The organism is Roseibium sp. AS2, from assembly GCF_038900065.1.
In the GTDB taxonomy this organism is placed as follows: domain Bacteria; phylum Pseudomonadota; class Alphaproteobacteria; order Rhizobiales; family Stappiaceae; genus Roseibium.
In genome coordinates this window covers 16,958-37,704 of record NZ_JBBMQN010000008.1, presented here as the reverse complement: position 1 = coordinate 37,704, position 20,747 = coordinate 16,958, and the positions used below count along the sequence as shown (strand labels likewise).

Annotated in this window: 18 protein-coding genes; 3 read left to right on the top strand and 15 right to left on the bottom strand. The window is 62.1% G+C overall.

Annotated features, from left to right (window positions below):
- Positions 1–2: 2 nt before the first annotated feature.
- The 6 genes from WNZ15_RS21250 to rpsB all read right to left on the bottom strand — a co-directional run bounded on the left by WNZ15_RS21250 (position 3) and on the right by rpsB (position 5,162).
- Positions 3–860 (bottom strand): phosphatidate cytidylyltransferase, encoded by an 858-nt coding sequence (locus WNZ15_RS21250; protein WP_342895030.1) that lies wholly within the window; start codon positions 858–860, stop codon positions 3–5.
- Positions 860–1,627 carry an isoprenyl transferase gene (locus tag WNZ15_RS21245; RefSeq protein WP_342895029.1) on the bottom strand — a complete coding sequence of 256 codons (768 nt, stop codon included), beginning with the start codon at positions 1,625–1,627 and terminating at the stop codon, positions 860–862. Before WNZ15_RS21245 ends, WNZ15_RS21250 begins: the two co-directional genes overlap by 1 nt.
- A 36-nt stretch (positions 1,628–1,663) precedes the next feature.
- On the bottom strand, positions 1,664–2,227 hold the full coding sequence (gene frr, locus WNZ15_RS21240) for a ribosome recycling factor (protein ID WP_342895028.1): 564 nt from the start codon (positions 2,225–2,227) through the stop codon (positions 1,664–1,666).
- A 191-nt stretch (positions 2,228–2,418) separates the two neighbouring features.
- Entirely contained in the window at positions 2,419–3,138 is a 720-nt protein-coding gene (pyrH, locus tag WNZ15_RS21235) for a UMP kinase (RefSeq protein ID WP_342895027.1), read from the bottom strand.
- A gap of 68 nt (positions 3,139–3,206) precedes the next feature.
- A complete protein-coding gene (tsf, locus tag WNZ15_RS21230) occupies positions 3,207–4,124 on the bottom strand; it encodes a translation elongation factor Ts (protein WP_342895026.1) in 918 nt (305 codons plus the stop codon).
- A 150-nt stretch (positions 4,125–4,274) separates the two neighbouring features.
- Positions 4,275–5,162 carry a 30S ribosomal protein S2 gene (gene rpsB, locus WNZ15_RS21225; protein WP_342895025.1) on the bottom strand — a complete coding sequence of 296 codons (888 nt, stop codon included), beginning with the start codon at positions 5,160–5,162 and terminating at the stop codon, positions 4,275–4,277.
- A gap of 505 nt (positions 5,163–5,667) precedes the next feature.
- On the opposite strand from rpsB, the gene WNZ15_RS21220 reads away from it, so the two are divergent.
- From WNZ15_RS21220 to WNZ15_RS21210, 3 genes are all read left to right on the top strand, one after another.
- Positions 5,668–6,219, top strand: a complete 552-nt coding sequence (locus WNZ15_RS21220; RefSeq protein WP_342895024.1) for a YeeE/YedE thiosulfate transporter family protein — start codon at positions 5,668–5,670, stop codon at positions 6,217–6,219.
- 3 nt (positions 6,220–6,222) lie between these two features.
- Positions 6,223–6,807 (top strand): YeeE/YedE thiosulfate transporter family protein, encoded by a 585-nt coding sequence (locus WNZ15_RS21215; RefSeq protein ID WP_342895023.1) that lies wholly within the window; start codon positions 6,223–6,225, stop codon positions 6,805–6,807.
- A gap of 213 nt (positions 6,808–7,020) precedes the next feature.
- The gene (locus tag WNZ15_RS21210; protein ID WP_342895022.1) at positions 7,021–7,539 is read left to right on the top strand and encodes a YetF domain-containing protein; all 519 of its coding nucleotides are present in this window, start codon (positions 7,021–7,023) and stop codon (positions 7,537–7,539) included.
- Between the two features lie 125 nt (positions 7,540–7,664).
- Here WNZ15_RS21210 and WNZ15_RS21205 read toward each other — a convergent pair whose 3' ends face one another.
- The 9 genes from WNZ15_RS21205 to WNZ15_RS21165 all read right to left on the bottom strand — a co-directional run bounded on the left by WNZ15_RS21205 (position 7,665) and on the right by WNZ15_RS21165 (position 20,746).
- The gene (locus WNZ15_RS21205; RefSeq protein ID WP_342895021.1) at positions 7,665–9,029 is read right to left on the bottom strand and encodes a phophatidylserine decarboxylase associated domain-containing protein; all 1,365 of its coding nucleotides are present in this window, start codon (positions 9,027–9,029) and stop codon (positions 7,665–7,667) included.
- 220 nt (positions 9,030–9,249) lie between these two features.
- Positions 9,250–12,753, bottom strand: coding sequence for a DNA polymerase III subunit alpha (dnaE, locus tag WNZ15_RS21200; protein ID WP_342895020.1), 3,504 nt, complete (start codon positions 12,751–12,753; stop codon positions 9,250–9,252).
- A 653-nt stretch (positions 12,754–13,406) separates the two neighbouring features.
- Complete coding sequence (locus tag WNZ15_RS21195; RefSeq protein ID WP_342895262.1) at positions 13,407–14,117, bottom strand: ABC transporter ATP-binding protein; 711 nt, start codon at positions 14,115–14,117, stop codon at positions 13,407–13,409.
- Positions 14,118–14,134: 17 nt separating this feature from the next.
- A complete protein-coding gene (locus tag WNZ15_RS21190) occupies positions 14,135–15,439 on the bottom strand; it encodes a lipoprotein-releasing ABC transporter permease subunit (RefSeq protein ID WP_342895019.1) in 1,305 nt (434 codons plus the stop codon).
- Positions 15,440–15,519: 80 nt separating this feature from the next.
- The gene (gene proS / locus WNZ15_RS21185) at positions 15,520–16,851 is read right to left on the bottom strand and encodes a proline--tRNA ligase (protein WP_342895018.1); all 1,332 of its coding nucleotides are present in this window, start codon (positions 16,849–16,851) and stop codon (positions 15,520–15,522) included.
- Positions 16,852–17,446: 595 nt separating this feature from the next.
- Complete coding sequence (locus WNZ15_RS21180) at positions 17,447–17,737, bottom strand: DUF1467 family protein (protein ID WP_342895017.1); 291 nt, start codon at positions 17,735–17,737, stop codon at positions 17,447–17,449.
- A 1-nt stretch (position 17,738) separates the two neighbouring features.
- On the bottom strand, positions 17,739–18,143 hold the full coding sequence (gene mce, locus WNZ15_RS21175) for a methylmalonyl-CoA epimerase (protein ID WP_342895016.1): 405 nt from the start codon (positions 18,141–18,143) through the stop codon (positions 17,739–17,741).
- Between the two features lie 106 nt (positions 18,144–18,249).
- Entirely contained in the window at positions 18,250–19,929 is a 1,680-nt protein-coding gene (locus tag WNZ15_RS21170; protein WP_342895015.1) for a ribonuclease J, read from the bottom strand.
- Between the two features lie 43 nt (positions 19,930–19,972).
- Positions 19,973–20,746, bottom strand: coding sequence for a biotin--[acetyl-CoA-carboxylase] ligase (locus WNZ15_RS21165; RefSeq protein ID WP_342895014.1), 774 nt, complete (start codon positions 20,744–20,746; stop codon positions 19,973–19,975).
- Between the last annotated feature and the right edge of the window lies 1 nt (position 20,747).

Below are 20,747 nucleotides of genomic sequence, written 5' to 3'. Positions count from 1 at the left end.
ACTCAATTCAGGCCCAGCCCCGAAACGGGATCGGACAGAGAGCCGCCGGCAATCAGACCGATGAGGACCGCGAAGATCGCGGCCGCCACTAGTCCGTCGATCCGGTCCATGATGCCGCCATGACCGGGAATGAGCTGGCTCGAATCCTTGACCTTGAAACGGCGCTTGATGGCGGATTCCAGAAGGTCGCCGGCCTGGGACACGATCGACAGCCCCGCTGCCAGCAGAGCCCAGAGCGCAAGCTGCACCTCACCCGCCACATAGGCGACACCGGTTCCGAAGAGGGTCGCCAGAACCAGTCCGCCAAGCGCGCCGGACCAGGTCTTCTTGGGAGAGACCCGCGCCCAGAGCTTCGGCCCGCCGAGGGCGCGTCCGGTGAAATAGGCGAATACGTCGGTCGCCCAGACCACGAACAGAACAAAGAAGATGACCAGCAGCCCCTTGGTTCCGTCCCTAAGGGCCAGCAGTGCATAAAGGGCAAGACCGCTGTAAAGCACGCCTTCCAGCCCCCATCGGCCCGCCTTGCTGAATCCGCCGATTGCGTAGGTCGCAACAGCGCCCAGAAACACCGCGCCAAGGCCGATTTCAGGCAGTCCGGCCAGGTGCAGACCGGTCACGGCGACAAGAGTGCCCTGCCCGGTCAGCGATGTCGCGGAAACTGTCTGCGTTCCGGTCATGGAGAACCATTCCCAGAGAAAAAGCACGGCTGCGACCAGTGCGAGCAGGCTGAAGAGGACGCCTCCCAGATAGGCGATCAGCAATACACTCGGCCCGAGCACCACGGCCGAGGCCAGCCTCAACTTGAGATCGGACAGTTTTTTGGGGGGATTTTCTGATTGCGCCATCTGGGTGCCGGACATCAGTACGTCTTGGCGCTGAGACCGCCATACCGGCGCTCCCGCGCGCAGAAACAGTCAAGGGCCGCGTCGAAGGCGGCCTCGTCGAAGTCCGGCCAGAGTAGGTCGCAGAAATAGAACTCGGAATAGGCGGCCTGCCACAGCAGAAAGTTCGACAGCCGCATTTCTCCGCTTGTGCGGATGATCAGATCGGGATCCGGCAGTCCGCCGGTGTCGAGCGCCGCGGCCAGCGCCGATTCGGTGATGTCCTCGGGCCGGATAACACCGGCGGCGACTTGTTCCGCCAGCTTTCGCGCGGCCCGGGTAATCTCCGCCCGCGACCCGTAATTAAAGGCGACAACCAGGTCGAGCCCGGAATTGTCCCGGGTCAGGTCTTCGGCTTCCTGCAGAAGTTTCAGGATCCCTGGCTCCAGATCCTGCCGCCCGCCGATGATGCGGATGCGGATATTGGCTTCGTGAAGCTCGCTCAAGTCCCGCTGGACGAAGCGCCGCAGTAGACCCATCAGAAACGAGACTTCCGTTTCCGGCCGGCTCCAGTTCTCGGAGGAAAAACTGTAGATCGTGATGACGTCGACGCCGATCTTGGCGGCGTGGCGGATCACCTTGCGAAGCGCCACCAGCCCCTGCCGGTGTCCTTCCGTCCTGGGCAGACCGCGCGCGGCCGCCCACCGTCCGTTGCCGTCCATGATGAGGGCAACGTGACGCGGCGGTTTGCTGGCACCGGCCTCCGCCGAAGGCGCTTGCAGGTCACGGTCCGGGCTGACGCTCATATGCTCCCCCCAGTCTCAGGGTCAGATCTCAATGCATCAGACCTGTGAGATTTCCGTCTCTTTTTTCTCCAGCATGGTGTCCACTTCACCGATCATCTGGTCGGTCAGTTTCTGGATCTCATCGGAGGCGACACGGCTGTCATCCTGGGAAATCGAGCCGTCTTTTTCTGCCTTCTTGGCGGTATCCATGCCATCGCGGCGCACGTGCCGGATCGACACCTTGGCGCTTTCCGCATATTTGTGCGCGACCTTGATCAGTTCCTGGCGGCGTTCCTGGTTCAACTCCGGGATCGGCAGACGCAGCAACTGACCATCGACGACCGGATTGAGACCGAGATTCGATTCCCGGATCGACCGTTCGACCGCTGCAACCATGGTCTTGTCCCAGACCTGCACCGCGACCATGCGCGGCTCGGGAACGGAGATGGTGGCCACCTGGCTGATCGGCATGGACTGTCCGTAGGCCTGGACATTGACCGGCTCCAGCATGGACGCGGAAGCGCGGCCGGTCCGCAGGCCGGCAAATTCGGTCTTCAGCACCGACAGTGCTCCCTGCATACGGCGCTTCAGATCATCCAGGTCCACACCTTCTACCGACATTTTGTCCTCACTGTAATTTTCTAATTGGCGATTTCAGATCGCTTGAGAGCCCGATTGCGGCCGCTGCGCCATGATCGTACAGGGCGCGGCCTAAACCGGGTTTTCAACAGACCCGAGAGTCCCGGCGCGCGCCAACATGGCATAAACACGCCGAAACACAAGAGCTTGCACCGGGATTGCGCCTAAAACTTTCAGTCACCCACGACGGTGTAAGTGCCTGTTTCCTGGAGCACGCTCACAAGCGCTCCGGGAGAGTGGATCGAGAACACGATAACGGGAATGGAGTTGTCACGGGCCAGCGCGATGGCAGTCGTGTCCATGACCTTCAGGTTCCGGGTAATGATTTCCTCGTAGCCGAGGGTTTCATACCGCTCCGCATCCGGATTGATCTTCGGATCTTCCGAATAGACGCCGTCAACCTGGGTGCCTTTCAGGAAGGCATCACATTTCATTTCGGCGGCGCGCAGGGCGGCGCCGCTGTCGGTGGTGAAGAACGGGTTGCCGGTCCCGCCGGCAAAAACGATCACGTCACCGTCTTCCATGTAGCGGTCGGCGACCCTTTGGGAAAAGGTCTCGCAAATGGACGGCACGGCGACCGCGGACAGGACACGGGCATTGACCTTCAGCCGGCGCAGGGCGTCGGCCAGTGTCAGACTGTTCATGATGGTCGCCAGCATGCCCATGTGGTCGCCGGTGACCCGGTTGCCGCCCTTGGCCGCAACGGCCACGCCGCGAAAGATGTTGCCACCGCCCACAACGACCCCGACCTGGGCACCGAGTGCCACGGCGTCGGCAATTTCCTTGGCAATCCTCTGCACGATGGCCGGGTCGATCCCGAACGCCTGCGAGCCCATCAGCGCTTCGCCGGAGAGTTTCAGGAGGATCCGTTTCCAGCGCAGGGAAGTCGTCATGGGAGCACCTTTTGAAAATTGTCTTTCTAAAAAAAAAGCGCCGGACTTGCCGGCGCTTTTCGAAGAGCTTACTGCCCGGTGGCTGCCGCCACCTCGGCGGCGAAGTCCTGCGTCTCCTTCTCGATCCCCTCGCCCAGGGCGAAACGGACGAAGCCGGAAAGCTTCACTTCTGTACCGAGTTCTTTTGCCAGCGCCTCGACTGCTTTTTCAACCGTCAGATCCGGGTTGATGACAAATGCCTGCTTCTCGAGGGTAACTTCCTCGTAGAATTTGCGCAAACGGCCTTCCACCATTTTCTCAATGATGTTTTCCGGCTTGCCGGACTCGCGTGCCTGCTCGGAAAACACGGCTTTCTCACGCTCGACCACGGCCGGGTCAAGTTCGCCGGTGTTCAGCGCCAGCGGGCTGGTCGCGGCCACGTGCATGGCGATCTGACGGCCAAGGGCGTTCAGCTTGTCCTTGTCACCTGAAGAATTCAGGGCGACCAGAACGCCGATCTTGCCCAGACCGTCGGCAACCTGGCCATGAACGTAGGTTGCCACGACCCCTTCGCTGACCGACAGAACGGCGGAGCGACGGAGCGTCATGTTCTCGCCGATCGTGCCGATCGCTTCGGTGATCGTGTCGGCCACGGACTTGCCGCCAAGATCGGCGGCAGCCACGGCCTCGACGGACCCGTCGGTGCTGTTGGCGACACCGGCAACCTTGGAGACCAGTTCCTGAAAGCCTTCGTTGCGGGCAACAAAGTCGGTTTCGGAGTTGAGCTCGATCACGGCGGCCTTGTTGTCGGCGGCAGCAACGCCGACCAGACCTTCAGCAGCCACACGGCCGGCCTTCTTGGCCGCCTTGGCCAGACCCTTGGTGCGCAACCAGTCGACGGCTGCTTCCATGTCACCGCCGGTTTCTTTCAGGGCGGTCTTGCAGTCCATCATGCCAGCGCCGGATTTCTCGCGGAGCTCTTTTACCATCGCAGCGGTAATGCTCATCGATTGCCTCGTGCATGGGGGTTTCAGATGAGACACGGTTTAGCCGATGGCTTCCCGCGTCCTTATGACGGGACTGCAACAAAGTGCAGTCCGCCTTGCGAAATCAACATGTTTCCGCCGCGCCGGAACGCGGCGGAACTTGTCTCAGGCTTAAACCGCGGCCGGTTCAGCTTCAGCGGCAGCCGGTGCGGCTTCAGCTTCAGCCGGTGCGGCCTCGACCGGAGCAGCCTCGGCTTCGGCCGGAGCGGCCTCCGCAGGTGCTTCCACGACGGGTTCGGCAGCTTCCACGAGGGCTTCCTCGACCGGAGCTTCGTCCGCTTCGCCGAGATCCATGCCGGACGCGCCCTGGGCGCGGGAAATGCCATCGATGGCGGCGCGGGCGATCAGGTCGCAATAAAGCGACAGCGCGCGGCCGGCATCATCGTTGCCCGGCACCGGATAGGTGATCCCGTCCGGATTGCAGTTCGAATCGAGGATCGCGGCAACCGGAATGCCCAGACGGCGGGCTTCCTGAATGGCGATGGCTTCCCGGTTGGTGTCGATCACGAAGATCAGGTCCGGGATACCGCCCATGTCCTTGATGCCGCCCAGGTTCCGCTCGAGCTTTTCGCGCTCGCGGTCCATGAACAGGCGTTCTTTTTTCGTCAGCGAATTGGCCGCGTCCGAGGACAGGGTCTCTTCCAGCTTGCGCAGGCGCTGAATGGACTGGGAGATGGTCTTCCAGTTGGTCAGCATGCCGCCGAGCCAGCGGGCGTTGACAAAATACTGCGCCGAGTTGCGCGCGGATGCGGCAACGGCTTCCTGTGCCTGACGCTTGGTGCCGACGATCAGCACGCGGCCACCGCCGGCGACGGTGTCGGACACGGCTTTCAGCGCCTGATGCAGCAGCGGAACGGTCTGGGACAGATCCATGATGTGAACGTCGTTACGCACACCAAAGATGTACTGACCCATACGCGGGTTCCAGCGGTGTTTCTGGTGACCAAAGTGCACGCCTGCTTCCAGAAGCTGACGCATGGTGAAATCGGGCAAAGACATGGCCCTTATCTCCTGAGTTTTCCGGTTTGACCTCCGCAAGAGGATGTGGGCCGGAGGAAATGTCCCTTCGACCACCGGATGGACCCCGATAAAGCTCAGGTTCCGCCCCTTGCGTGTGGAATGCGCGCCTTATAGTTGGACCGCCGATTTATTTCAAGGGCTAAAGACGGGAATTGTTGAAGGGAACCGGATGAGGCCCTGTTCCACGGCTGCCATCCGGACCTGCCAGGTCGAGCCGAAATCCTGAAGTATCCCCGCCAGGACAATGCCCGAGGACAGCTTCAAGAGCGCCCTCCGAACAAAACGGACCCCGCATCGATCCCTGAAAACTCTCTGCGTTGAAAACTGCAGACACGGACAAGTCGCGTCGGTCGCGGCACTGCGGCTCGATGTGAGGCCTGCACTGAACGACGCCCGGCACCACCCGCGACGTTTGACCTGAATCAAGGCTGATGTCGCCACACACTATATATTCATAAATACGAATATATGAATGGAGGCGAAAATGACGTTTGACTGGAAAATCGGTGGGCTGGCTCTCGGGCTGGTCTTTTTCCTGGCTGTGCTGCTGGTCAAACCCATCGGGGTGTCGACGCAGTTCGTGATTCTGGACGGGGTCCTTTGGGATGCGGTCAATCCCGCCGTTGTGACCCAGACGACGGACGGCTTTGCATCGACCAACGCCTATCTGGACAAGTCCGGCGGCAAATACGCCAAGGCCGTTTCGAACCCGCTGAACTACAGTTTCGTGTTCGTTCTGGCGATGGTCATCGGCGGCGCCCTCTCGGCGTGGACACGCGGTGGTGTTGGCGCGGCGGAGCGCAGAAACTCCGCACTCTGGCGGGCGAATTTCGGCGACAGTCCGGTCAAGCGCTATGCCGCGGCCTTCGTTGGCGGCTTCATCGTTCTTTACGGTGCCCGGCTGGCGGGCGGCTGCACGTCCGGCCACATGATGTCCGGCATGATGCAGACGGCAGTGTCAGGCTATCTGTTCGCAGCCGGCGCCTTTGCCGCGGCGGTGCCCACGGCCCTGATGCTCTATAAAGAGGAGGCGTAAGTCATGGAAATCCTGCTGGCTCTCGTGATTGGCGGTGCCTTCGGCGCGGTGCTCGACCGGGTCGGGGCGTCCAACCCGAATGTGATCGGACGCATGCTCGCGCTCACCAACCTGAACCTGATGAAGGCCATCCTGCTGGCGATCGGTGCCGGATCGGTGCTGATGTTCGCCGGGCAGATGCTCGGGATCGTCGATGTCGGCCACATGTCGGTCAAGGCGGCCTACCTGGGCGTGCTCGTCGGCGGTCTGCTGCTGGGCTTCGGCTGGGCACTGGCCGGCTATTGCCCGGGAACCGGCCTTGTTGCCGCCGGCGCGGGCCGCCGCGACGCCTTCGCCTTCATCGCGGGCGGTCTTCTGGGCGCGGCTGCCTACATGGCGACCTACCCGGCCGTCAAGGCCACGGGCCTGCTGGAATCGATCCTCGGCGGAAAGGTGACGCTCGGCACGGTTCCCGGCGCCGACTACGTCGCCCTGACCGGCTTGCCCGGAGATGTCCTCGGGATCGTTCTGGGTCTGGTCTTCGTCGTGGTGGCCTTCATGCTGCCGGAACGGGTCGTGCGCAGGGACACCCGCCTGGCTGCCGAATGATCCGCTGAAGACACGGTTTTCGGTGCGCGCCCGGCGCGCACCGAAAACCGGCCGTCCGCCCTGAAACACCCCAAAATGGAACCTTGCGCCCTTCCCGCGGTTTTTCTGGTGCCACCGGAACAAGACGAAAGGCCCAAGATCCATGCTCCACAGAAGCCGGAACCGACGCCGGACAATGCTCCGGAAAGCCTTCTGCGCCAGGGGACCGGCGTAATGCTGTTCGACAACCTTGCGATCGACACCATCGCGCGGGCCGCGATCCTGTCCACCATCGCGGTCGTCTGGGTGATGCTGGTCGTGCGCGTGATCGGCCTGCGGGCCTTCTCCAAGATGACCTCATTCGATTTCGTGGTGACGGTTGCGACCGGCTCCCTGCTGGCGGGCGCAAGCCAGGCCTCGACCTGGTCCGCCTTCGTGCAGAGCTGCCTGGCCATCGCGACCCTGCTGGGCGTGCAATTTGTCATGGCGCGCTGCCGCAGGGCCTCCGGCAGATTTCAGGGCCTGACCCAGAACACGCCTGTGCTGCTCATGGAAAACGGTGCGTTTCTGCCCGCTGCCTTGCAGAAGACCCGCGTGACCCGGGACGATGTCTACGCCAAATTGCGGGAATCGAATGTCCTGGCGCTCAGCGACGTGCGCGCTGTTGTTCTGGAAACCACCGGTGACATATCCGTCCTGCACGGCGACGCGTTGCAGGAAGACCTGCTGAACGGTGTTCGTCAGCGCATTTGAAGGCCCGCACCTCGGCGCGAGGCGCGCAAGCGTCCCCTGCACGCCCCGCTTCGCAAGGCCCGCTGGCCCGCCGCCCGACGGCAACCACTATCCGCACCCGGGCGATGCCCCATTTCAAGCAGCGATCAGCGGGAATACCAGACGCCGATCTGGGATCCGATGTTGGTGACATTGCCGCCGGCGCCGCTGCTGCTTGTCGCCGTTGCCGGCCGCTGCGGATAGTGGTTGCCGTCGGCGTCCATGAAGATGAGCTGTTTGCCGGGCAGGTTTTCGTAGATGACGACGAAGGACGAGCCGCCGTAGTTGAACATGCCCATTTCCTGCCCCTTGCTGACCGGGGCGTTGTCATACATTTTCTCGTCGAACGTAATCGTCGAGACCTCGCTCATGCCAAGGGGGATACAGCACACACGGCCATAGTCCTCGGTTTCGAAGACGATCAGACCGCGCGCGTTGACCTCCGCCAGATACGGCAGGGAGGCCGTGGTTGCCCCGCCGAAGTCCGGCAGCACCAGCTTGTTGAAATAGGCGCCCGGAATTCGCATCGGATTGAACATGATCCGGCCATTCACCGGCACCCACCATCTGTGGAAATTATAGGGGTTCAGATAGGTCTGGAACACGTAGCCTCCGGTGAACATGTCAACGAGCCCGAATTCGTCAATCACGCCCTGCTGTTCCGGATCGGGTGAACTCAGGATGTTGCGCAGGGAATAGTTCATGTCCTTGAACCAGAAGGTATCGTCCGCCGCCACGTTCCAGTCCCAGCGGAACACGGACCCGTCATTGGGGCAGATCACGGTCTGGTTCGAGCCCGGATCGGCGATCGGGCGGACGGCGTCCCGGTCCTTGAACTGACGGGTGAAGAAGGAATTCCAGGAATTCCAGTACGGCAGCGTGCTGTTGTCTTTTTCCCACAGGTCGAAATCGTAGGATTTCTTGGCCTTTGGCGACAGCCACTGTTCCCCTTCGACCGCAAAGCCGCCGGCCGACGCCTTGGTCCCAAGGAATGCGTGCCACTTGTTCAGCACCGCGCCCATTCTCTCGTTGAATTGCGGCAGCCCCAGGAGTTGCGACCCGGGCAGCGTGGGATCGATGCCGACGGTGAACCCGGAAAACGGCAGGCCGACGAGATCGTCGTCAATGTAATGCGGCCACCATTCAAGAAGGAAATTGCAGACAATCGCGAAATACTGCGCGTCGGGAATCCACGGGATCGGCACGCCGTCCGTATCCAGGTCCGGCGTGTTCAGCATGGTCCAGTTCTGGCTGCAGGCCGCCTTCATCAGATAGGCGACAATCGGATTGTCCGTCAGAAACTCCAGCAAATCCTGAACCACGGGATCCAGCTCGCCGTCGAAGGACCGGACCGCCTCGGCCAACTCTTCGTGAAACTTGGTCCAGCTCTCGCTGCCGGGTTCGGGCAGCCAGCCGGTCCGGTAGCTGCTTGGATAGGCACGATGCTCGGATTTGCTGTAAGAAACTTGCAAGATGTGTCCCCCTGTAGTGCTTGACATGCGCCGGCGGGCACGTGCCTCCACCCCTCAGTCAACACAACTCAAGAGAGCTTAAAAAAGCGACTCGCGCAACCAAAAGCTCGCTCCGGATTGCCTGCCCGAACTTTGGGCGAACATGTCCGCTATCGTGACCTGATCGCGGATAAAACCAGGTCTTAAAGGCCGGCAGCCCAGACCTTGGAGTGCCAGGTCCTCAGGCCACCTGCACGTCCATCACCCCCGGCACCGCCTTCAGCGCCCCGGCGATCTCGGGCGACAGCCGGAAGCGCCCGGGAAGCTTCACCTCCACCTCCCTGGCGCCACTTTCCAAAAGGACGATCACGGTCACGTCGCCCTCGCCGCGCATGTGAAGATGCTTGGCGAGGCTCTGGATCGGGCGTTCGTCGCGAACGAAGACGCGCATGCTTTTCTGCAGCCGGGCCGCAACCTTGTCGATCGGATCGACCTGTTCGATGATGAGCGAGGGTTCGTCGTCACGCATGTCGGCGCCGACCAAGACGACCACGGACCGGCCTGTCTGCAGAACATCGCGAAACTGTTCGAGCTTTTCGCGGAACAGCAGTGCCTCGTACTGGCCGGTGGCATCCGACAATCGTGCAATGCCCATGCGCGTGCCGGACTTGGTCTTGCGTTCCTGCATCGATATCACCGTGCCGGCGAGGCGTCCCGCGGAAGCGCCCTTCTTGACCGCCTCGGCGAACTGGGTCCAGGGCTGGGCCCGCATCTTTTCAAGAATGGACGCGTATTCGTCGATCGGGTGGGCGGACAGGTAAAAACCGATAGCGGCATGTTCGCGCTGCAGTTTTTCCTCCGTGGTCCAGCCCTGGACCTCGTCCAGTTGCAGCGGCTCCTCACTGTCGCTGCCGCCGAACAGTTCGTCCTGGCCGAGCGTGCGGTTCTCTTCGGTGCGCTGCGCCAGACCCATGATCCGGTCGAGCCCCTCGAACGTCCGCGCCCGGCTCGGCTCCAGTTCGTCGAAGGCGCCGGCTGCGACCAGGTTTTCCAGCGTGCGCTTGTTGAGCGCCTTGGGCGAAATGCGGCGGGCGAAATCCCCCAGGCTCCTGAAGGGTGTGTCCCCCCTCACCTCGACGATGTGCTCCACCGCCTGTTCGCCGACGCCCTTGATCGCGCCCATGGCATAGAGGATCTTGCCGTCGGCAACGTCGAAATAGACCTGGGACCGGTTGATCGACGGCGGCACGATCTCGATGCCCATGCGCCGGGCTTCCTGGCGGAAATCCCCCAGCTTCTCGGTGTTGCCGAGATCGAGGGTCATGGACGCCGCCATGAACTCCACCGGGTGGTTCGCCTTCAGCCAGGCCGTGTGATAGGAAACCAGCGCATAAGCGGCCGCGTGAGACTTGTTGAAGCCGTAGTTGGCGAATTTCGCCACAAGGTCGAAGATCGTTCCGGCCTGGGTCTTGTTGACGCCCTGGGCGATCGCACCATCGACGAAGCGGGCCCGCTGGACTTCCATTTCCGCGGCGATCTTCTTGCCCATCGCGCGGCGCAGCAGATCCGCTTCGCCAAGCGAATATCCGGACAGCACCTGGGCGATCTGCATCACCTGCTCCTGGTAGACGATGATGCCGTTCGTCTCCATCAGGATCGGTTCCAGCAGCGGATGCAGGCAATCGGGTTCCTGTTCGCCGTGCTTGACCGCGTTATAGACCGGAATGTTCTCCATCGGTCCCGGACGGTAGAGCGCGACCAGCGCGATGATGTCCTCGAACCTGTCGGGCTTCATGCCGGCGACGGCCCGGCGCATGCCCTGGCTTTCCAGCTGGAACACGCCGAAGGTCTCACCACGCGTCAGCATCCGGTAGGTCTTTTCATCGTCGATGGCCAGGCCGGCGACATCGACCGTGACACCGCGTCGCTCGATCAGCTTGACAGCCGTGTCGATGACGGTGAGCGTCTTCAGGCCAAGAAAGTCGAACTTCACCAGCCCCGCTTCCTCAACCATCTTCATGTTGAACTGCGCCACCGGCATGTCGGACCGGGGATCGCGATAGAGCGGCACAAGCTGTTCCAGAGGCCGGTCGCCGATCACCACGCCGGCGGCATGGGTCGAGGCGTGCCGGTAAAGCCCTTCCAGTTTCTGCGCCATGCCGAGCAGGCGCTCAACGATCTCTTCTTCCTTGGCGGCTTCCCTCAGGCGCGGCTCGTCCGTGATCGCCTGTCCAAGCGTGACCGGATTGGCCGGATTGGCCGGCACCAGCTTGCACAACCGGTCGACCTGTCCGTAGGGCATCTGCAGCACACGGCCGACATCGCGCAAGACGGCCCGGGCCTGCAGCGACCCGAAGGTGATGATCTGCGCCACCTGCTTGCGGCCGTATTTTTCCTGAACGTAGCGGATCACTTCCTCACGCCGGCTCTGGCAGAAATCGATGTCGAAATCCGGCATGGAGACGCGTTCGGGATTGAGAAAGCGCTCGAACAGCAGGGAAAAGCGCATTGGATCGAGATCGGTGATGGTCAGTGACCAGGCCACCAGCGAGCCCGCCCCGGAGCCGCGGCCCGGCCCGACGGGAATGTCCTGCTGCTTGGCCCACTTGATGAAGTCCGCAACGATCAGGAAGTAACCGGGAAATTGCATCCTCTCGATGATGCCGGTCTCGTAGTCGAGCCGGTCCCAGTAGTCCTTTTCCTCAAGCCCCGGCGCCAGGCCATGGGCATCGAGACGGGCCCTGAGCCCGTCCCGGGCCTGATTTTTCAGTTCTTCCGCCTCGACGCGGTTGGCCTCGCCCGGGTCCGCATCCGTTCCGGCAAAGCGCGGCAGGATCGGTGCCCGTTTCATCGGACGGAAGCTGCACCGCTTCGCGATTTCAACCGTCGAGGCCAGGGCTTCGGGCAGATCGGCGAACAGCGCGCACATTTCGGCGCGCGACTTGAAAAAATGTTCGGGCGTGAGACGGCGCCGGTCGTCCTCAATCAGCACCCGTCCCTCGGAAATGCAGATCAGGGCGTCATGGGCCTCGTAGTCCTCCCTTTCGGGAAAGAAAGCCTCGTTGGTCGCCACGATCGGCAGGCCGAATTCATAGGCCAGGCTGAGAAAGTTGTCTTCACTCCTGCGTTCGGCTTCCATGCCGTGACGCTGGATCTCCACGTAACAGCGGCCGGAAAACCCTTCCGCCAGGATCTCGAGCCTGCGCCTCGCCAGATCCTGGCGCCCTGCGAGCAGGGCCGCGCCCACCGGCCCGGACACGCCGCCGGTCAACACGATCAGATCCTCGGATTTCGACAGCAGATAGGCGGACGAAACATGGGGGCGAAGGCCCGTTTCCGTGTCGAGAAAAGCCCGCGAAGACAGTTCCATCAGGTTGCCGTAGCCGGTTTCCGTCATCGCGATCAGCACGACATCGGCCAAGGCCGGTTCACCCCGGCGACCACTCTCCAGACCGTCATCGAACAGGACGGAAAGCTGACAGGCTGTGACCGGCTGGATGCCCGCGTCCCAGGCCTTGGCCGAAAACTCCTGCGCGCCGAAGAGATTGTTGGTGTCGGCGATCGCCAGGGCGGGCTGATTGTCCGCCTTGGCCAGACCGAGAAGCTTCTTGATCGGCAGGGCTCCCTCCAGAAGAGAGAGCGCTGAATGAACCCTGAGATGCACAAATCCGGGACCATTCGACTCGTCCGTCCGGCCCGCCCTGATGGCGGCATCTCGAGGTGTGTTCGTGGCAGGGACAGTCATGGGGGGCACTCGCGGCAAATTCCAGAATCGCTGCCTAGTGAAGCCCGTCCTGAAATGCGTGTCGAGGTGACGGCGCAGTTGTACCCGATGTTCTTTGGCCCCACGCGGAGTTCTTTGGCCGCACGCGGACAATCACGTCAAAACAAACACGCCGGAACAGGCCGGTGAAAACCGCTTGCCGGTCGCAGATGCCGCCGCGACAGCAGCCCCACGAAAGGATCGCACCGGCACCACCGGTTCAGCCCGCCAGTTCGACACCGGCGCACATCAGGCCCGGACCAGGCGCAGATCAGGCACCGGCACAAGCACCCCAAGGGCGCTCACGCAATCGCGGATCCCGCCCGCCGCACTCGGCGCAGAACGGCAGGATCGTCTTCACTAAACGGAGAACAGGGCCTCGCCCCAGACGGCGAGCGTGGCGCAGAAACAGACCAGAGATCCAAAAGCGGCAAAATCACGAGCGACATAGAACATTACACCCTCCAACCTTGGCTAAAAGCGTGAAGGCACCTTGTTCCATTTTTGTTCTCTTTGCAAGCCCTTTTTGTTCCCCTTGCCAAAGGCAGATCAAATTTGGTGAAAACAGCGGGTTTTCACTTTGTTCGCACCCTGACCCGCTGAGGTTCCGCCTGCAGAAGACAGCCCCCCCCTGGCTAAAGGTCCTTGACGAGGCCGTCTTCCAGCGTGATCGCCCGGTCCATGCGCGCGGCGAGTTCCATGTTGTGGGTGGCAAACAGCGTGGCCACACCGGACGCCCGCACCAGCGCGGAGAGTGCTTCGAAGACGTGGGACGCCGTCTTGGGATCGAGATTGCCGGTCGGTTCGTCCAGAAGCAGGATCCGCGGCGCATTGGCCACCGCCCGGGCAACGGCGACACGCTGCTGCTCGCCGCCCGAAAGTTCCGACGGCCTGTGGCTGCCACGCTCGCCCATGCGCAGATACTTGAGCAATTCGTCCGCCCGTTCCGCCGCCACCTCTTTCGGCAGGCCACGGATCATCTGCGGCATCATCACGTTTTCCTGCGCGGTGAACTCCGGCAGCAGATGATGAAACTGATAGACAAAACCGATATCGTTGCGCCGGATCGCAGTGCGTTCGTCGTCCGACAGCTCGGAACAATTGACCGGCCCCAGAAACACGTCCCCTTCGTCGGGGCGTTCCAGCAGCCCGGCGATGTGCAACAGCGTGGACTTGCCGGTCCCAGACGGGGCAACAAGCGCCACCATCTGACCGGCTTCGATCCTGAGATCGGCACCCTTGAGGATCTGAAGCTCTCGGTCTCCTTCCTCGAAACCGCGCGTGATGCCGGCAAGTTCCAGGGCGGCAGGCGCCAGCCCGGGAGAGCGGCGCGGATCAACGGCCATGTTCATCTCCCGTCTCCCTATTCATATCTGAGCGCTTCGACCGGATCGAGACGGGCCGCCCGCCACGCCGGATAGAGCGTTGCCAACAGCGACAGGGCAAGGGCCATCACCAGAACGGTCGTGGTTTCGCCGCTGTCGATATCCGCCGGCAGACGGGACAGGAAGTAAAGTTCAGGCGAGAACAGCTCGGTGGTCGTCATCCAGGACACAAAACTGCGGATGCTCTCGATATTGAGACACACGACCAGCCCCAGAAGGAAACCGGCCAGCGTGCCGACACAGCCGATGCTGGCGCCGGTGATCAGGAAGATCCGCATGATCGACCCACGGGTGGCGCCCATGGTGCGCAGGATGGCGATGTCCTTGCCCTTGTCCTTCACCAGCATGATCATGCCGGATATGATGTTGAGGGCCGCGACAAGAACGATCAGCGTCAGGATGATGAACATGACATTGCGTTCCACCTCCAGGGCGGAAAAGAAGGTCACGTTGCGCTGGCGCCAGTCGGTGACGAAGGCCGGACGGTCCACAGCCTCCTCGATCGTCGCCTTCATGATCCCGACATCGTCCGGATCGAGCACGTAGACCTCCACGCCGGTCGCCCGGTTGTCCATGTTGAAATAGGCCTGGGCCTCTTCCAGGGGCATGAACAGGAAGGTGGCGTCGTATTCGCTCATCCCGATCTCGAAGATCGCCGATACCGGGTAGGCCTTGAGCCGCGGCGTGACGCCCATCGGCGTCACGCTGCCGCGCGGCGAGATGATGGTGATGTTGTCGCCCAGGGCAATGCCGAGCTGCTGGGCCATGCGCGATCCGACCGCGACCCCCTCGCCTTCATCGAAGCCGTCAAGCGAGCCCGACTGGATATTGGCCGCCACAAGCGGCACGCGGCGCAGATCGCTCTCGTAGACGCCGCGCACCAGCGCTCCGAAATTGCCGGCCGGGCCGGAGACCAGCGCCTGGCCCTCGACGAAGGGCATGGCGCTGATCACGTCGGGAACGCCCTGGAGCCGTTCGGCGATTGCGTCATAGTCCGTCAGCGGCTGGTCGATCGGCTGCACCAGCATGTGACCGTTGATGCCGAGGATCTTGCCGAGAAGTTCTGTCCGGAAGCCGTTCATGACCGCCATCACGATGATCAGCGTCGCCACGCCGAGCATGATGCCGGCAAAGGAAAAGCCGGCGATCACGGAGATGAAGGTCTCGCGCCTGCGGGAACGCAGATAGCGCCCCGCGATCATCCACTCGAATGCCGAAAAGGGGCGTGTGGGGGCCGCCGGTGTGTGACCGTCGTCAACGTCCGCCGTGTCTGCCGCTGTCATTGTCCATCCATTTCAGCAAAGCCCGATCGCCCGCAGCTTGCCGCGACCGAATCCCCACTCCAGAGGATTGCCGCACTTGCCTAGTCCGTCAATGCCGCGGTCAGCTTGTTGAACGTGGCATCCGGAGAAAGCATTTCCTTTTCCCCAGTTGCCCGGTCCTTGACCTCCAGAAGACCGTCTTTCAACCCGCGCGGACCGACGACCACCTGAAACGGCAGACCGATCAGATCCATGGTGGCGAATTTCGCACCGGCCCTGGTATCGGTTTCGTCATAGAGCACCTCAATTCCGGCCGCTTCAAGTCTGGCGTAAAGATCTTCCGACACCGCATCCGTCGCATCGTCGCCAGGCTTCAGGTTGACCAGCCCGACATGGAACGGGGCAACCGACTTCGGCCAGATGATTCCGTTGTCGTCATGTTTGGCTTCGATCAGGGCACCAAGAAGGCGCGACACGCCAACCCCGTAGGACCCCATGTGGACCGGAACCTCGGTGCCTTCGGCCGTCGCGACCTTCGCTCCCATCGGCTCGGAATACTTGGTGCCGAAATAGAAGGTCTGCCCGACTTCGATCCCACGGGCGACAATCCGCTTGTCCTCGGGAACGGCGGCTTCGAACGCGGCCTTGTCGACGACGTCCTCGGTCGCCGCATAGTGGGACGTCCAGTCCTCGACGATCGGTGTCAGGTCCGCTTCGTAATCGACGTCCTCTCCCGGTGTCGCCTTGCTCAGATAATCGGAGTGGCAATAGACCTCGCTTTCGCCGGTCTCCGCGAGCACGATGAACTCATGGCTCAGGTCACCGCCGATCGGGCCCGTTTCGGCCCGCATCGGGATCGCCGTCAGCCCCATGCGCTTGTAGGTGCGCAGATAGGCGACGAACATGCGGTTATACGATTCGACCGCCCGCTCCTTGTCCAGATCGAACGAATAGGCATCCTTCATCAGGAACTCGCGCCCGCGCATGATACCGAAACGCGGCCGCACCTCGTCGCGGAATTTCCACTGGATGTGGTACAGGTTGAGCGGCAGATCCTTGTAGGAACGCACATAGCCGCGGAAGATGTCGGTGATCATCTCCTCGTTGGTCGGCCCGAACAGCATGTCACGCTCGTGGCGATCGGTGATGCGCAGCATTTCCTTGCCATAGGCGTCATAGCGCCCGCTTTCGCGCCACAGGTCCGCCGACTGGATCGTCGGCATCAGCAGCTGGACGGCACCCGCACGCGCCTGCTCTTCCTCCACGATCCGCTCGATCTTGCGCAGAACCTTCAGGCCGAGCGGCAACCAGGAATAGATCCCGGCCGACTGCTGGCGAATCATGCCCGCCCGCAGCATCAGTCGGTGGGACACGATTTCCGCCTCCTTCGGCGTTTCTTTCAAAATGGGCAGAAAATATCGGGAAAGACGCATCAATGTTCTCGCAGCTTCTGGCATCGCCTGTTTTGTGCGCAGTCAAAGCGCATGCCGCGACCAAACACAAGTCCTTTGCGATCCGCCGTCCGGTTTTTGCGGATCCGCGTCATCAAGTCGCCCGGAAACAGCGGCTTCAGCGCGCCTGGACGCTTGATCTTCCGCCTGCTGGAATACTCGGTTCTTAGTAAAAATTGACGCCGTTCAAATGGGCAAGCAAAAATATTGGGCTGTTCAAGACAAATAGGTGACAAGCCTCAAACAATCAGCTAATTTCCATTTCATAAGAAGAAGATGCCTTGGCAGAAATGCCAAGTCGCTCACAGACATCGCGGTCTGAGTCTTGGGAGGAAGGACTCTCAGGCGCACCTTCTGGGTCGCAGCCGCCCAGCCGTACGGTAAAACCTTGCGGTAAGGGTATAGAGTCGAATTTAGACGCGGAACTTGTTAAAGGCAGAGCCACGCTCTGCCTTTTTTCTTTGCCGACTTACAAAAAACAGTCCGGGCAGACCACGACATGCCTGCTCCCTGCAGACGGCGAGACCGGCTGCTACAACCGGTCCGTTCGGTATTCACCGGATCCGTATCCGGAAATTCAGCCCCCGGGCGTGCCGTAGTTGCCTGAAGGCGGGTTCAGGAAGGGAATGTCATCCAGTCCGAAGCCGCTGTTGCGCAGGGCGACATAGCCGGCGAACACGATCGTCGTGGTGATCGTGGTCATCACGATCACTTTCAGGAACTGCGGTTTTTCCGGTGCGCTTGGCTCCGTCCCGGGCAGCACCTCGCCTGCCTCCTCCTGCGTCCGCCGCATGCCGAACGGCAGCATGGCGAACAGGATGATCCACCAGAGCATGAAATAGATCGCCAGGCCGAAAGTCACCGACATCTTACGCCTCTTCCAGTTCCGTGAGCGTGCCGAGAAAATCCTTCGGATGCAGAAACAGAACCGGTTTGCCGTGGGCGCCGATCCTGGGCTCGCCATCGCCCAGCACCCGGGCGCCTTCGGCCAGCAGCCTGTCACGGGCGGCAATGATGTCGTCGACCTCGTAACACACGTGGTGCACGCCGCCGGCCGGGTTCTTCGCCAGGAAACCGGCGATCGGCGAATTGTCGCCAAGAGGCTCCAGCAACTCGATCTTGGTGTTGGGCAGGGTAATGAACACGGTGCTGACCCCGTGATCCGGCTGCGCCTCCTTCGCGGAGACCTCGGCGCCGAGCGTGTCCCGGTAGACCGCGCTCGCCGCCTCGATGTCCGACACCGCGATGGCGACGTGATTAAGCCGTCCGATCATTCACAATCCCTCCGATAGGTACAATGACGGTCAGTATCCAGGAACCTTCTGGATCGACCGGAGGATGGTCGGTCGATCCCGCCGGATCATCCCCCGATCCAGGTGATTATAGTTGGGTCACAGTCACCTTGCAGAGCGTCTTTTTGCCCCAGACGTCCAGGATCTCGGCCCGGGCGGCCCTGCGGGCTGCCTCGCCTACCAGGTTCCTGTCCTTCCGACGGCCCTTCGGAATGCTTTTCACCGCACCGGTCACCGCCTTGACGACAACATTCTCCATCGGTTCACCGTCATCGTCGGTGTCGGGAAGACCCAGCAGGATGACCTGGGGATCGGAGAGCAGATCCCCTGCCCGGTTGACCACAAGTGTCACCACGGCAGCGCCCGCGAAGGACAGCTTGCGCCGTTCCTTGACGCCGGTCACTTCCGGATCATCGAGGATATCGCCGTCCTTCACCAGAATACCGTGCGGCGCCTGATCGATGATCGCGGCGCGCCCCGCCGTCAGGCGGATGATGTCGCCGTTCTTGCCGCGCACGACTTCCGCAATACCCTGTTCCTTCGCGAAAGCCGCATGAGCGGCCAGGTGCAGCGGTTCGCCGTGCACGGGCAGCAGCACCTTCGGCTTGACCAGCTTGTAAAGCTGGGCCAGTTCGCCGCGGCGCGGGTGGCCGGACACATGCACGAGGGCGTCCCGGTCGGTGATGATTTCAACGTCCTTGTCGGCCAGGTTGTTCAGAACCGCGGCGACTTCCTTTTCGTTTCCGGGAATGGTCCGGGAAGAGAAGATCACCATGTCGCCCTTCGAGAGCGCAACGTTGCGGTGTTCGCCGGCGGCGATACGTGCCAGGGCAGCCCGGCTTTCACCCTGCGACCCGGTACACAGAAGGACGGTCTTTTCCCGCGGCAGGTACCCGTAGGCATCCTCGTCGTGAAAGGGCGGCAGCCCTTCCAGATAGCCGAGTTCACCGGAGACCTCGATCGCCCGGTGCATCGATCGTCCGACCACCACGACGTCCCGGCCGTTGGCCGCGGCCGCCGAGGCGATCGCCCGGATCCGTGCAACATTGGACGCGAAGGTGGTCACCGCGATCCGGTGTTTGGCTCCGGCCATCACCTTTTTCAGGTCCTCGGCAACATCCGCCTCGCTGGGGCTGACCCCTTCGCGCACGGCGTTCGTGCTGTCGCACACGAGTGCCATCACGCCTTCCCGGCCGAGCTCCGCCAGCCGGTCCGTGTCGATCGGCAGTCCGACGCCCGGAGTGGGATCGATTTTCCAGTCTCCGGTATGAAGGACCATGCCGGCAGGCGTGCGGATCGCCAGGGCGCAGGGTTCGGGAATGGAGTGGGCCATCGCGACGAACTCGACGTCAAACGGACCGATCTTGTGCCGCTCACCCTGCTTGACAACAGTGACGGGAACCTTCTCCGCCCCGGGCTCGCTTTCGGTCTTCGCCGCCAGCAGCCCCGCCGTGAACGCGGTCGCATAGACCGGCACCTTGAGGAAGGGCCACAGATGCAGGATGCCGCCATAATGGTCTTCATGGGCATGGGTGATCACCATGCCCGCGATGTTGTCGACCTCGTCTTCCAGAAACTTGATGTCCGGCATGTACACGTCGATCCCGGGAAGATCCGGTCCCGCGAAGCTCACGCCGCAATCGACGATCAGCCAGGTCCGGTCTCCGTCCGGGCCGTAGCCGTACAGACCGAGATTCATCCCGATTTCGCCAACACCACCCAGTGGCAGAAACACAATGTCGTTTTCGTTCTTTTTGGCCGAAGCCATGTATTGCTCCTTTGACGGTCAGCGACCGCGCCCGCCCGGCGGTTCAGGAGCCGGGCAGGAACACGTCGCCTGCATAGAGGGTCCGCAAGCGGCCATCGTCCAGTTTCAGGACCAGATGACCACCTGCATCCAGATCGGCAAAAATGCCAGTAATTTCGTCCCGGGCCGTCTTGACGGTAATCTGCTTGCCCAGATGGGCCGCCCTGTCGAGCCAGGCCCTGCGAATAAACTCAAAACCACCGGGCTGCCGGCCCTTTGCCAGCAACTCCGCCATGCTGGCTGTCAGGCATTCGAACATCTGCTCCGATGTAACCTGAAAACCCAGGCTGCGCAGATCCGTTGCCTGATAGAGCGTCAGGTCCGGGTGGGAAACGCAATTCACACCAATTCCGATGACGACCGCCTGCCGGCCGTCGGGTAACGTTTCAGCTTCCAGAAGGATGCCTGAGAGCTTTGCGTTCTCGACCAGGAGGTCGTTGGGCCATTTCAATCGTACCAGTTGCAGCGTGCCGGCCGCTTTGTCAACGGCCCGGGCCAATGCAACTGCCGCCGTGAGCGGCAATTCGCCGATCCGGTCCACCGGCAGGGGATCGATCAACAGCAGGCTTGCGAACATGTTGCCGACCGGCGACGACCAGTCACGCCCCCTCCGCCCCCGGCCTTCGCTCTGGTGATCGGCCCGGATCCAGAGCCGGCCCGCGTCACCCGAATGCGCCCGTGTCATGCACACGGAACTCGTCGACCCGACGCTGTCGTGCTTCTCATAGCGAAAGTCCGGCGCACCCGGCGCCGGACATTCCGTTCCGGACTGGCTCATG